The organism is Wolbachia endosymbiont of Frankliniella intonsa (assembly GCF_029856955.1).
In the GTDB taxonomy this organism is placed as follows: Bacteria; Pseudomonadota; Alphaproteobacteria; order Rickettsiales; family Anaplasmataceae; genus Wolbachia.
The window spans coordinates 103467-117137 of sequence record NZ_CP097148.1 but is presented as its reverse complement, the minus strand read 5'-3'; the positions used below and the strand labels follow the sequence as shown (position 1 = coordinate 117137).

At 33.0% G+C, this 13671-nt stretch carries 12 protein-coding genes and 1 pseudogene; 11 read left to right on the top strand and 2 right to left on the bottom strand.

Annotated elements, in window-relative coordinates:
* Nucleotides 1–11: 11 nt before the first annotated feature.
* The 9 genes and pseudogenes from M3L71_RS00680 to M3L71_RS00640 form a co-directional block, all read left to right on the top strand.
* A pseudogene (locus M3L71_RS00680) lies at nucleotides 12–401 on the top strand (phosphomannose isomerase type II C-terminal cupin domain); the annotation flags it as partial.
* Nucleotides 402–517: 116 nt separating this feature from the next.
* Nucleotides 518–1747, top strand: a complete 1230-nt coding sequence (locus M3L71_RS00675; RefSeq protein ID WP_280143709.1) for a lipoprotein-releasing ABC transporter permease subunit — start codon at nucleotides 518–520, stop codon at nucleotides 1745–1747.
* On the top strand, nucleotides 1740–2471 hold the full coding sequence (locus tag M3L71_RS00670; RefSeq protein ID WP_280143708.1) for a hypothetical protein: 732 nt from the start codon (nucleotides 1740–1742) through the stop codon (nucleotides 2469–2471). Before M3L71_RS00675 ends, M3L71_RS00670 begins: the two co-directional genes overlap by 8 nt.
* A complete protein-coding gene (locus M3L71_RS00665) occupies nucleotides 2468–3688 on the top strand; it encodes a tetratricopeptide repeat protein (RefSeq protein WP_280143707.1) in 1221 nt (406 codons plus the stop codon). The genes M3L71_RS00670 and M3L71_RS00665 overlap by 4 nt, the downstream gene beginning before the upstream one ends.
* A 166-nt stretch (nucleotides 3689–3854) precedes the next feature.
* Nucleotides 3855–4727 (top strand): ATP synthase F1 subunit gamma, encoded by an 873-nt coding sequence (gene atpG / locus M3L71_RS00660; RefSeq protein WP_280143706.1) that lies wholly within the window; start codon nucleotides 3855–3857, stop codon nucleotides 4725–4727.
* Between the two features lie 18 nt (nucleotides 4728–4745).
* Nucleotides 4746–6080, top strand: a complete 1335-nt coding sequence (locus M3L71_RS00655) for a TldD/PmbA family protein (RefSeq protein ID WP_280143705.1) — start codon at nucleotides 4746–4748, stop codon at nucleotides 6078–6080.
* Nucleotides 6081–6254: 174 nt separating this feature from the next.
* Nucleotides 6255–6506 (top strand): cold-shock protein, encoded by a 252-nt coding sequence (locus tag M3L71_RS00650; protein WP_264336822.1) that lies wholly within the window; start codon nucleotides 6255–6257, stop codon nucleotides 6504–6506.
* Between the two features lie 34 nt (nucleotides 6507–6540).
* Nucleotides 6541–7767: a DEAD/DEAH box helicase gene (locus M3L71_RS00645; RefSeq protein ID WP_280143704.1), complete on the top strand. Its 1227-nt coding sequence runs from the start codon at nucleotides 6541–6543 to the stop codon at nucleotides 7765–7767.
* 297 nt (nucleotides 7768–8064) lie between these two features.
* Nucleotides 8065–10344, top strand: a complete 2280-nt coding sequence (locus M3L71_RS00640; RefSeq protein ID WP_280143703.1) for an AAA family ATPase — start codon at nucleotides 8065–8067, stop codon at nucleotides 10342–10344.
* Nucleotides 10345–10711: 367 nt separating this feature from the next.
* On the opposite strand, the gene M3L71_RS00635 is transcribed toward M3L71_RS00640, so the two are convergent.
* Nucleotides 10712–11323 (bottom strand): IS630 family transposase, encoded by a 612-nt coding sequence (locus tag M3L71_RS00635; RefSeq protein ID WP_280144076.1) that lies wholly within the window; start codon nucleotides 11321–11323, stop codon nucleotides 10712–10714.
* 28 nt (nucleotides 11324–11351) lie between these two features.
* Complete coding sequence (locus M3L71_RS00630) at nucleotides 11352–11699, bottom strand: transposase (protein ID WP_264336399.1); 348 nt, start codon at nucleotides 11697–11699, stop codon at nucleotides 11352–11354.
* A 103-nt stretch (nucleotides 11700–11802) separates the two neighbouring features.
* Here M3L71_RS00630 and M3L71_RS00625 point away from each other — a divergent pair, with 103 nt between their 5' ends.
* Together M3L71_RS00625 and rnc are read left to right on the top strand one after the other, a co-directional pair.
* A complete protein-coding gene (locus M3L71_RS00625; protein ID WP_280143702.1) occupies nucleotides 11803–12870 on the top strand; it encodes a quinone-dependent dihydroorotate dehydrogenase in 1068 nt (355 codons plus the stop codon).
* 89 nt (nucleotides 12871–12959) lie between these two features.
* Nucleotides 12960–13658: a ribonuclease III gene (gene rnc / locus M3L71_RS00620; RefSeq protein WP_280144075.1), complete on the top strand. Its 699-nt coding sequence runs from the start codon at nucleotides 12960–12962 to the stop codon at nucleotides 13656–13658.
* Nucleotides 13659–13671 lie beyond the last annotated feature (13 nt).

Here is a 13671-nt window from a genome sequence, read left to right as displayed (position 1 = left end):
GATTTTGGTATAAGAGCCTAATGTTGTTCATTAATAAAGTTAAGGAAGTAAAGCCAATAAGGAAAGAGATTAAGCCATGGGGATTTTATAGTGTGATTTTAATGGGCAAGGATTTTCTTATAAAATATCTTTTTATAAATCCACTAAGCTGCACTTCTAAGCAATTTCACCACTATAGAGATGAGTACCATATAATACTATCAGGAGTTGGATATGTTAGTTTAGATGACAAAACATATGCTATAACGAAAAATCATGTAATAGAGATTCCAAGGAAGGTGTTTCATAAAATTGAGAATAAAAGTACAAGATTTCCTCTTGAGATAGTTGAGTTTCAGGTAGGAAAGTTTTTATCTGATAATGATATAGTAAGATTGGACGATATATATGGAAGGTCTTAATATAGAATATTGAATATATTCTATAAGCTTGCTAAATTTAGACAACCTAATTTGAGGTAAAGGAAAAATTACAGTTATATGAAGCATAAAAAGTATGATATTTAAATCTTAGTATAATGTCTATTGCCTTTGAATTTACTATGGCTATTCGCTATTTGCGAGCAAAGAATTCTAGATTTTGCTCTATAATGGCCTTGTTTTCTATTATTGGTATTGCTCTTGGAGTTGCAACGCTAATAGTAGTAATGTCTGTAATGAATGGGTTCAAAGCAAAGCTGCTCGACTCTGTACTTGGCATTAATGGCCATATTAATGTTTACTTTGATAGAAGCATAAATTCAGATTACCACGCAGTGTTAAAATCTATTGAGAAAATCCCAGGTGTATTAAAAGCTACTTCTATGACCAATGATCAAGTAATCGTTGCAGCAAATGGTGGAATTGCAGGTAGTGTAGTTCGTGGTGTATCAGCTAAAGACTTATTTAATAACACTACCGTTACAAATAATGTGATTGTGGGTAATGTGGAAAAATTCGATGAAGGAGTAATAATAGGGGCACGATTGGCAGAAGCCTTGAATATTGATTATGGTGATAATATTATACTTGTATCTCCTGAAGGATTTGATGTATTGCTTGATGAAATGCCAAGAATGAAGGAATATAAAGTTGTAGCAATATTTGATATGGGTATGTTTGAGTACGATAATACCTTGATGTATATGCCCATGAAATCAGCTCAGGCTTTTTTTAATTATAAAGATAGTGTGAGAAATATAGAAGTGTTTGTAGATGATATTGCTATGGCTAATAAGCTAGCAAACGCTATAGCAAAAGAAACAGGAATGAAAGCTGAAAGTTGGCAATCTCAGCAAAGCCATTATGTTAATGCTTTAAAAACTGAAAGAAATGTGATGTTTTTAATTCTTACTTTGATTATAGTTGTGGCAGCATTCAATATTGTTTCAAGTTTGATGATGATAGTGCAAGAAAAGAAATCCACAATTGCAATTATGCGTACGTTTGGTGCAACAAGTGGAAGCATTATGCGCATATTTTGTGCTTGTGGGCTGTTAATTGGTTTTACAGGAACTTGTCTTGGCTCTGTTATAGGAGTTATTTTTTCTCTCAACATTGAAAATATTAGAGTGTTTTTAGAAAACATTACCAACATCAAGCTATTTGATCCTATGATATACTTTTTTTCAAGTTTGCCAGTGATATTAGTTTCTCAAGATGTAGTGAACATTTCTGCACTTGCATTGTTCTTGTCATTTTTAGCAACAATTCCTCCTGCATTGCAGGCAGCTGAACAAGACCCAGCGGAGATATTACGTTATGAATGATACTCGAAAAAAATGCATAGGTTGGTTCTTAATTATATTGTTGTTTGTTAGCCATATTGCAATAAATAACATAATATTTTTCAAAATAAATCAGCAAGAAAGTGAAAATAGTATAAATGGTTTAACGGAGAAGATGGATGAACTTAGAGTATTGCTTGAAGTGAATCAATCTAGGGTGGAGAAAAGGATATTTGACTTAAAGAGAAATCTGCACACTCAATGTGAGCAAGGTGATGGTAGTTTAAGGCATAAGAACCTCGCAAAGTTGCTGCTACTTGTGATTAAGATGAAGAATTCGTTATTGCGAGAAGCCAAGTTTGATAATCATATAAATTCAATAAAGCCTTTGATATCAGAGCTTGACGATCCAGAGATAGAAAATGCAGTAAATGAATTGGAAAATTTGAAAGAGGTAGATACTTTACGCGGGTTGAAATTGTCTTTTGAGAAGAACATGACTGTTATTAACTACAATAAAAGTAACTTGTTTAAAAAAATCATTTCAAATTGGATAAAGATAGATGATCGTAGTGATCCACTCAGGTTAAAGATTGCGGAAATTGAAGAATTAATAAGCGATAATGATTGGCAGAGCATAGCCACCGCAATAAGTGACTTAACATACCCAGAATTCAAATCATGGCTTAATAAATTGAATGATTTTATTGTAGCTTTCAAGAATACTTCAATAATATATCGTCACTTATTACAATACATCTCATGATTTATTTTATAATTTTTGCTTTTTCGTTTTTATTTGGCATATGGATCAAGGTAAGTGGTGAAGTAATAAAATTGGAATTAGGCAATTACACTATAAGTATTGATCTATATTTCGTTATTCTTGCTTGCGTAGTCTTATTATTTTTATTGATTGCAGTTGCACGTTTTTGTTCTTCTATTTCATCAACATTTGCTAACATAAAAAATAGAAGGAGAAGTAGGGAAGAATTGCTTCTCTTTGAAGCTTTCTTTAGCTTAGACTTAGGTAATATAGAGAACACCAATAAGCTAATTAAAAATCTAAATGAAGAAAGTGATAAATTATCTTTAGTAAAGCTCTTTAATTCAGGTAAAACGGGAAATTACAGCTTTTTCAGCCATAATTTAACGAGTATTGCAAGTAAAAATCGCAACTTAGCTCTACTTCTGATCAATAAACTGATTATTCACCTAAAGCAAGAAAGGTTAGTCTTTCAAAAATTTATAGAATATTGCTCTAGTTCAATTAATGATAAAATTTTGTCTATTCCCTTTCAAATAGAGCATTGTATATTGCAAGAAGATTGGATAAATGCAATTTCAAAGTTAAAGGAAGCTATCAAATTCAATATTTTTCTTCCCTTTGATCGTAAAAAGATGTTAGCGGTTTTTTATTGCGCTTTAGCAAAGCAATACGAAAGTAAAGGAAGTTTTTACAAAGCTATAGATTATTTAGCTAAAGCACAAAGTTATTATGCAACTTTTCAGCCCATAAATTATTTAAAGGCAGAATTATATATCAAGCTTGAAAAAATCAGAAAAGCTTCCACAGTATTAGAGGAAGAGTATAGAGTAAATCCTACTCCTCAATCAGCTAGAATGTATATCAAGTTAAATAATAAAGGCGCTGAAAGAATATATAACTTACGCCCTGATTATTATTTTAGTTATTGCTTGCTTGCTTTGTCTTCAATTAGCTTAGGGAAATATGATCTTGCAAGTCAGCATTTAGATATTGCTATGAAAAAAGCTAATTACATATCAATCTACCTTGTTATGGTACAGCTCAAGATTATGTTGCAAGAGTATGATCAAGCAATTTATTGGTTAAACAGGATGGACTCAGAAGCTGTGCCTGATCCAGGTTGGAAATGTGCTCATTGTAATAAAGAGCTAAAGCAATGGGATTATAAGTGCTCAAGTTGCAATAGTCTTAATTGTATTTACCTTATATTATAAGACTCCATAAGGTGTGATACTTTTACATCGAGATTGCTTTAATATAATCTTTATCTCAAAACAGTAAATCTGTGAGTTTCTTAGTTAGGTTTGACTCCAATGTCAAAAAAACTTGTTTTTAGACATTACCAGTTATATATTTTAATAAATTAGAATTATATACAAAATGAAGAGCTTAAAGGAATTATCCTTAAGAATTAAAAATATTAAGTCTGTGCAGAAAACCACGAAAATAATGCAAATGGTTTCTGCAGCAAAATTATTACAAAGCCAAAAGAAATTATCAAATTCAAAATTGCATATATCTAAGCTGCATAGCATTATTTCTTCACTAGCGCTATCAGCGGATCAAGAGTTACTAGCAAGAATTCTAAATATCAATAATGAAGATTCTTTCCTAGTATTTATTATTGTATCTGATCGTGGTTTATGTGGCAGCTTTAACTCCTCTGTTGTTAAATTCAGTCAGGAGCATATAAACAAATTAATTGCAAATGATAAGAAAGTAGACATTGTTTTTTTTGGTAAGAAAGCTTTTGAGACAGGCAAAAATAGATTTAATTCTAAAAATATCTTGAAGGTTGAAAATAGTAAGGGAATCACACTAAAGCGTGTGGAAGCCTTGGTTAGTGATATAGATCTAAGTAAATACAATAAAGTTAAGGTTTTTTACAGTAAATTCTATAATACCTTCATGCAAAAGCCAATATTAGAAACAATAAAACCATGGAGTAAAGACTCATTAGTAATTGATAATTCTGTAGTTAGTCCTCTAACAGATTACAGCTATGAGTATGAACCACGAAATATTGAGTTTATTTTAAAATCTTTGACTCAAGATTATGTTACAGCTGCTCTTTATTCTGCTTTACTTGAAAGTGCAGCAAGTGAAAATAGTGCTAGGATGGTTGCTATGGAATCAGCAAACAGAAATACAAAAGAAATGCTAAATAAACTAGCATTACTTTATAATCGTTCTCGTCAAGCAGCAATTACAACTGATTTGATTGAAGTTATAGGTGGTGCAGAATCTTTATAGAAACTCAAGGAATGAAAAATGAATATATTAAATATTGCAGCAGATATCACTAAACTAATAAAAAAGCAGAATCAAGACGCAGAAGTTACAATATATGAAACTAATAAGACCTCGGTTTCTCAGCGTCTATCAAAAATTGAACAAATATCACAATCTAGAAACTGTACTGTCGGAATTAGAGCTATAGCAGGTAATAACAAAGCTGCGTATATTTCCACAAACGATTTGAATAATCTTAGTAGTGCAGTGAGCCAAGTGGTGGAAATGGCAAAGAATGCCCAGGAAGATCCTTATATTAGTTTTGCTGTAGATGGCAGTAATTATATCTCTTCTGCAGATTTAAATATCTCAGATAATAATGTTGTAACAATTGATAAATTAAAAGAAATTACTGAAGCTACAGAAAATTCAGCTCTTGCACATAAAAATATTATTAATTCCGAAGGAGCTTCATCTTCACATACTTCAGTAAATACAGTATTATCAACCGTTTCTGGTTTTGTTGGTTCATTTAGTAAGTCAACTTTTGTTAATCAGGTTTCTGTTGTTGCTGGAGAAAAGAGTGAAATGAAAATAGGCTACGATTACGATGTAGCATGCAACTTCAGTGATTTAAAAACACCGGAGTCAATAGGGAAAGAAGCAGCAAAAAGAGCAATAGATCAATTGGGTTCATTTACAATCAGGACAGGCAAATTTCCGGTTGTTTTTGAAAAAAGAGCAGCTAAAGAGCTAGTAAAGAGCTTTGCTTCTGCCATAAATGGTAGCAATATTGTAAATAATAGCTCTTTTTTGAGAAATAGTTTAAATAATCAAATTTTTAATACTGAGATTAGCATTATTGATGACCCATTGTTACCAAGGGGTATAACATCAAGACCGTTTGACGGGGAAGGAATAATGAGCAGAAGAAATGAATTTGTAAAAAGTGGAGTGCTGCAAAACTGGATTTTAGATCTATATTCGGCTAGGAAATTAAACTTGGAAACGACCGCAAATGCAACTCGTGCAAGTAATGCTGCAATTATTCCTTCAGCTAGTAATTTCTATTTCAAAAATGGTAATAGATCATTTGAGGAATTAATTGAGGAAGTAAAAGAAGGAATATATGTAACTGATTTATTTGGTTTTGGTGTTAATTTAATCAATGGCGATTATAGTCAAGGTGCATGCGGATTTTTTATAGAAAATGGTAAAATAACGTATCCAATACACGAGATTACTGTTGCCGACAATTTGAAAAATATGTTTAGCAATTTAGTTGTTGCAAATGACCTAACTTTCTGTGGGCAGTTTAATTCACCAACGATTAAAGTTAGCGAAATGACAGTAGCAGGTTCACTTAGTGATTAAAAATTTTAGTTGCATTAAGTACAATAATTGTGTACTATTACTATGTAATGTTAAGAATAGACTATGGAGTATAGAAGTTTAGTTGCAGTAACTAAGCTTAAAGCATTCTAAATCGTAATTTCAAAGTTTTTCATCACATTAATAATATTAGTTAGTAGTTTAGGAGTTATCCATATGGAATTTGGTAATATAAAATGGTTTAATGTTGAAAAAGGCTATGGTTTCATCAAGCCAGAAGGTAAAGGTGAGGACGTTTTTTTACATGTTAGTACATTAGAACGTTCAGGAATAAGACCTGATGCACTTCGAGGAGAGGATAAAAAGAGAGGAATGAAAGGGGAAAGAGTAAGTTATGAGCTTAAAGAAGAGCGTGGTAGGAACGGAGAAGATAAAAAGTCTGCAATAAATTTAAGATTGGAAGATTAGTCTATCGTGAAGCTTTTTAATAGGGTAATGTATTGTGAGTAATTTTCATGAAATGGGTCTTCCAACTTTGCTTAGGCAAGCTCTAAGTAAAAATAATCTTTGTGTTCCAACCCCGATTCAGGTGCAAGCGATTCCTCTAGCTCTTCAAGGCAAAGATATTCTTGGGTCTGCTCAAACGGGAACTGGAAAAACCTTAGCGTTTGCTATTCCACTGGTTGCTAAATTGATGAATGAGCCAAGCATTGGTTCAGCTTTAGTCATCGTGCCAACCAGAGAGCTTGCTCATCAGGTAACAAGTGAGATAAGAAAACTCTTATCTCAAAGTTCTTTACTAAGAGTTGCTTTGTTGATCGGAGGCGAGCCTATTTTTAGGCAGCTAAATCAGCTTCAGAAAAAACCACAAATTATAATAGGCACTCCTGGTCGTATTATAGACCATATTGAGCGTAAAACTTTAGTTACTCGGAATGTTGGTATTCTTGTGCTTGATGAGACGGATCGTATGTTTGATATGGGCTTTGGAATTCAGATTGAAGAAATTATGAAGAGTTTGCCTAAAATAAGGCAAACTCTTATGTTTTCTGCAACTCTTCCTGGAGAAATAGTAAAACTTACTGAAAAATATCTTAATCAACCAGAGCGTGTTTCTGTTGATTGCCAGGCTACAACTTCTGTAAAAATTAAACAAGAAGTTGTTTATGCATCAGAATCAGAAAAATATGGCAAGCTTGTTACACAATTATGTCAGCGCAAAGGATCGATCATTATTTTTGTCAAAACAAAGCGAGGAGCGGATCAGCTAGCTGACAAATTGCACAAAGATGACTATAGCGCTTTGGCAATTCATGGTGATTTAAGGCAGCACAAGCGTGAAAGAGTCATTGATTCTTTTCGTCGTGGCCGCAATCAAATCATGGTTGCAACAGATGTTGCTTCTCGCGGCCTTGATATTCCGCACATTCAACATGTTATCAATTATGATGTACCACAATCGCAAGCTGATTATGTTCATCGTATAGGCAGAACTGCACGTGCGGGAGCTGAAGGATCTGCATTATCTTTTGTTACACCTGAAGATAAGAGAAGACTTCCTGCACTAGCAGATAAAGAAGGAGAGCCAAATTTTGATTGTAGTATGCAATCTCAAAAACGTAACAGAAAAAAGATCTTTAAAAGGCCAAGTACGTTAAAGGCTAAATACGGTAGAAAAAAGATCAATGTATTTAAGAAGAAAAGCAGAGTACTAGAAAAAGCGTATTAATGTACTTAACTATTCTTCTATTCTTTAAAAGCTCCAGTAAACTTGCTGCAAAGTGAAGTGATTGGAGGATGGTAGAAAGAATATATAGCTAGCCCAAATTAGATTTACCTACAATTTGATAATCTTAATTCTGCTGCTTATAACGTTTTGAGATTATCACAACGGTATAATGTTAGGCTGTGTGGACTATAATCTGTAGATTAATTCAATTTGGCTACAACGAGCTGCTAGATTTCAGTTTTTTTAATAATTGTGTGCTACTAATTATATATAAATTTACACTTTTAAAGAGAATAGATGATTTCTAAAAATTTAGAGGCAAGTTTAAATAGAGCGTTACAGATTGCTTCTGATTGTAAGCTTAAATATGCAAAAGTGGAACATTTGTTGCTAGCATTAACCAAAGATGTGGATGTAAATTATGTTTTATCAAGATGTAACATCAGAGCTGGTGAAATCATAAATATAGATAATATTATATTAAGGAATGATCGTGGTAATAATACAAAAGGTTTTTTACAAGACAACTCCGAATTAACTGTCAATAAAGTTGAGCCTGATGTGCTATTTCAACGCATAATACATAAAGCCATGATACAAGCTCATCGTCTGGGAAGAAAAGAAATAAATGGAGCAAGTATTCTATTAGAGATTCTGTCTGAGCAAGATTTATACATTGAAGAGCTATTACGCAAACAGAATGCAAAGGATTCTAATTTGATTTATAACATATCCAATATAAAATATTCAGGTGATATAGAAGAATATGTAACTAATCGCAAGATAAAACTTGATAAGAATAACGATATCTCTACTGTAGCAAATAAAGGTGAATTATTAAAAGATGAAGAAGTTCTACAAAATTATTGTAGAAATTTAAATGATTATGCAAGAAGCAAAAAAATAGATTATGTCATTGGTCGTGATTATGAATTAAATCGCACTATAGAAATCTTGCTAAGACGGAGAAAAAATAACCCTTTATATGTCGGAGAACCAGGTGTTGGTAAAACAACAATAGTTGAAGGCTTGGTATTGAAAATTATTGAAGGTAGTGTTCCGAGTGCACTGAGATCCAGCATAATTTATGCTTTGGATTTAGGATCACTTCTTGCAGGAACACGCTATAGAGGTGACTTCGAAGAGAGAATAAAATCTATAATAAAAGTAATTGAGGCAAAACCTGGCGCTATTCTTTTCATTGATGAAATACACACTATTATTGGAGCGGGTTCAACAAGTGGCAGCTTTCTTGATGCTGGCAATCTGCTCAAACCTGCACTTGCAAGAGGTGCGTTGCGTTGTATAGGTGCAACTACATATATAGAATATAGCAATAGCTTTGAAAAGGATAAAGCATTAGCAAGGAGGTTTCAAAAAATTAATGTAAAAGAGTCTTCTATTAATGATACAGTAAAGATACTAGATGGTATAAAGCATTACTATGAAAGGTATCATGGAGTATATTACACGAAACATTCCATTAAATCTGCAGCTGAACTTTCACACAAGTATATTACTGGGCGAATATTACCTGATAAAGCAGTTGATGTTATAGATGAAGCAGGGGCATATTGTAAGTTACAAAAAAACAGGCGAAAAATTATAAACAGTAGAGATATTAAGAATACTATCACTAGGATTACAAACGTACCTTGCGAGCTTGATGATGTTCAAAGAGTAAAATCTTTGAAAGAAAATCTCAAGAAAGCCATTTTTGGTCAAGAGCAAGCGATAGAGTCTCTTGTTAATTCTATTAAAATTGCTAAATCTGGTCTGAGAAGTTACAGTAAACCCTTGGCAAATTATCTTTTTGCAGGACCAACTGGCGTAGGTAAGACTGAGCTTGCAAAGAAATTAGCACAGAATATGGGTATGAACCTTATACGATTTGATATGTCCGAGTATATGGAACCTCACACAATATCTAGAATGATTGGTTCCCCTCCTGGATATGTGGGTTACGACCAAGGTGGATTGCTTACAGAATCTGTATCTAACAATCAATATAGTGTGGTACTTCTTGATGAAATTGAGAAAGCTCATAGTGATATTTACAATATATTACTACAAGTCATGGATTATGGTTATGTTACAGATACTTACGGGCGTAAAGTTAATTTTTCCAATACAATTTTAATTATGACAACCAATGCAGGTGCATTTGAGCGTAGCAAAAGTTCTATTGGCTTTGGGTATAAGGACTTTAATATTGGTGATAGCGAAAAAGCAGTAGAACGGATTTTTAGCCCTGAATTTCGTAATCGCTTGGATGCAGTCATTTCTTTTTCTGACCTCAATTTAGATGTCATTTTGTATATTGTGGATAAATTTGTTCAAGAATTGAAAAAGCAACTTATGCAAAAGGGCATAAGTTGCTCAGTCGAAGAGGAAGTAAAGTTTTATCTTGCACAAACTGGCTACAGCAAAGAAATGGGAGCACGTACGATAGAGAGGTTGATTGAAAAAGAGATAAAAAGTCATTTGGCTGAAGAAATGCTGAATCGTCAATTAATCAAAGGAAAGAAATTAAGGATTTATATGGATAAACAAGAAATTGCTTTTAATATAGTTTAAATTCTTGCTTGAGTATTAAATTTGTAGTATAAGCCTCATTTTTTAATGAGGCTAAAGTGGCAAGTTTAACTAGAAATCAATATTACAGTAATCAAGATTTACGGAATTTATTTTCAAGACTGGGAATAAAAGCGGAAGAAGTAATAAGACAGGAGTTTGATGATGTAATTAAGTTAGTTGAGCGGCGCTTTAGAAAAGCTTCATTAAAATGTCACCCTGATAAAGTAATAGGAGAGAAAGAAAAAAAAGTAGCTGAAGAAAAGTTTAAAAAACTTAGTGCAGATAAAGATAAGCTAGAGCAATATCTTAATGCTTTAAAAGCAGCTGGCATATCTATACCATTACAGCAAGAAGAGCAAAGAAAAACCTATGAGATTTTATCACGTAGAAGTAAAGCTATAAATAGAGCATTTTTATTTTTTATATTAGCAAATGTGATACTTGGTCCGTCGCCTAAAGTCAAATATTGCTTATCGCAACTTGCTATAGTATTTTCTAAAATGAATGGATAAATTTCCATTATGGTATTACCAACCAAAAGTTGTAAGTCTGTACATTTATACATTAGAGGTCTGAGGCGGCTTTTGATGGTATGCCAACAGTGTTCTATGGGATTCAAATCTGGTGAATATGTTGGAAGATACAGCACATGAAAGCCAAAAGACTCTATTAATGATTTTGTTTTAGTGGTCTTATGAAATGTAGCATTATCCATAACTATGGTTGTGCCAAGTGGCAATTTAGGTAATAACATCTTCTCCAACAATATATTGAATACCTCTTTTTCACACCCACCTTTGAAAGTCATTGGTGCAATAAATCTCATTCCAATCCACCCGGCTACTATACTGATTCTCTCTCGAGTTCTCCCTGGAATATCTGCATAAATTTTCTTTCCTCTTGGAGCACGTCCATATTCTCGGTATAACTTATTATCAACTCCTGCTTCATCTATATATAAGATGCTGGAATGTTCTATTTTTGAGATTTTATCAATAAATTGCTGCCTATCTTCTTGATTGCGCTCTTGATATAGTGTGACTTTTTTTTAAAGTAATTTTTAGCTGTTTTAGTCTATACCAAATTGAATTTATTCCAAATCCAAGATTTTGTTTCATCTCTGCCAGAGTATGATCTGGATTCTTTGTAACATATTCTTCGAGTATTTTTGGGTCTATTTTTCGAATAAAGCTACCGTTTTTAGATGGCTTTAAGCTTTCACCAGCAGCTTTCTTTTTTAACCAGCGGTACAGAGTTGCTATTCCTATCTCCATGAGCTCTGCTATCTCAACCTTTGTCTTCCCTTTTTCTATCATCAATACTGCCTTTTCCCTTAAATCCACACTATATGCCATTATAACTCAAATACTTTATTATACCTTTATCATTTGCTTTGGGAAATACTATATATACTTACTATCTTGATAAACCTCAAGCTTTCCAAGTTATTCTTGTTGCATGGTAAAAAATAAACTAAAAATAAGCAAAGTGTTTTACAAAATGATATTACGTAATTTATTGTTTTTACTGCCGCCTGAAATTGCTCACTCCTTGGTAATAACGGCGTTAAAAAAGATGCCCTGTAGGAAACCTATAGAACTACCTAAGTCTTTAAATGTAAACTTTTTTGGTAATAAAATTAGGAGTCCTGTAGGTCTTGCTGCAGGTTTTGATAAAAATGCGGAAGTTGTAAAGCCGATGCTCTCATTTGGTTTTGGATTTATTGAGGCTGGTACTGTAACTAGACATCCCCAATATGGAAACAAAAAACCGAGAATTTTTCGATTAATTAAAGATGAAGGAATAATTAATAGATTGGGATTTAATAATAAAGGAATAGATTATCTTCTTAAACAGATCAGCGAAGCTAAGCTTGATGATTGCATTTTTGGCATCAATATAGGAAAAAACAGTACATCAAAGGATCAAATAAGCGATTATGTTGAGTTGCTAAAGATAGTATATGGAAAGAGCAATTATATAGTACTGAACATCTCATCTCCAAACACACCTAACTTGCGCAATTTGCACAATAAACAAGAATTATCCAAATTGTTGAAATCCATCACTCTAACCCGAAAATCAATCGATAGCTCTGAATCCATACCGATAATATTAAAAATTTCTCCAGATATAGATCAGCAAACAAAAGAAAATATCGCTGAGCTTACACTAGAATATAAAATTGACGGCTTAATAGTAAGCAACACTACGATAAGTCGAGATTCTTACTATAATGAGAGCGGTGGGTTGAGTGGCAGACCATTGTTTCAACTTTCAACTGAGTTGTTGAGTGATATGTACAAGCTTACTAAGAGCAGAATTTTATTGATAGGATGTGGGGGAGTTTCAAGTGGTGTTGATGCATATGAAAAAATAAAGGCAGGAGCTTCTTTAGTCGAGCTATACACTGCTCTTGTATACCAGGGGCATCAAGTTGTGAACAAAATTAACCTGGAGCTTGCGGAACTAGTAAGAAGGGATGGATTTAGTAACGTTACTGAAGCGGTGGGTTGTATACATTAATTTTGGAAGTGGTGGTATTATTTTAATAAAATAAAACTAATTCTCTGGTATAAAGGTGGTAGAAAGCGTTTTTCTTTTGAATGATGAACATGAAAGTTTTGAACGATATAATATCTAAAGTTATTAATTATAAATTTACAGATCATGCAATATTAGAAGAGGCATTAACCCATCCAAGCGTAAATAAAAGGAATAGCGAAGACCAGATCGTAAGCTACGAAAGGCTAGAGTTTTTGGGCGATAGTATTTTGAACATGGTTGTATCTGCTATGCTGTTTAAAATGTTTCCTGAAGAAAAAGAAGGAGCATTGGCAAAAAGAAAAACGGATTTAGTTTGTGGTAGTACCATTGCTAATGTTGCTAAAGAAATAGAGTTAGGTAACTTTATCATCATGAATAATAGTGAACGTTGCAACGGAGGGAAATGTAACTTAAAAAATTTAGAAAATTCGCTTGAGGCACTAATGGGTGCAATTTATATTGACGGTGGACTTGAGAGTGTTGAAAAATTTATTATCCGACATTGGGAAAAGCTAGCTAAAGACATCCTCGATCCTCCTCAAGATCCTAAAACTTCACTGCAAGAGTGGACTCAGAAAAACAAATTACCTTTACCAGAGTATGAACTTGTAAAACAAACTGGACCAGCACACAATCCTGAGTTTACTATATCAATTTTCATAGAGAACTATGGCAAAGTTTCTGCATGCGCTTCTAGTAAAAAAATTGCTGAACAAAAAGCTGCTGAGTTGATGCTAGAAAAAATTAGAAGAAACGACTCATTTTAAGCAAAATAGAGAC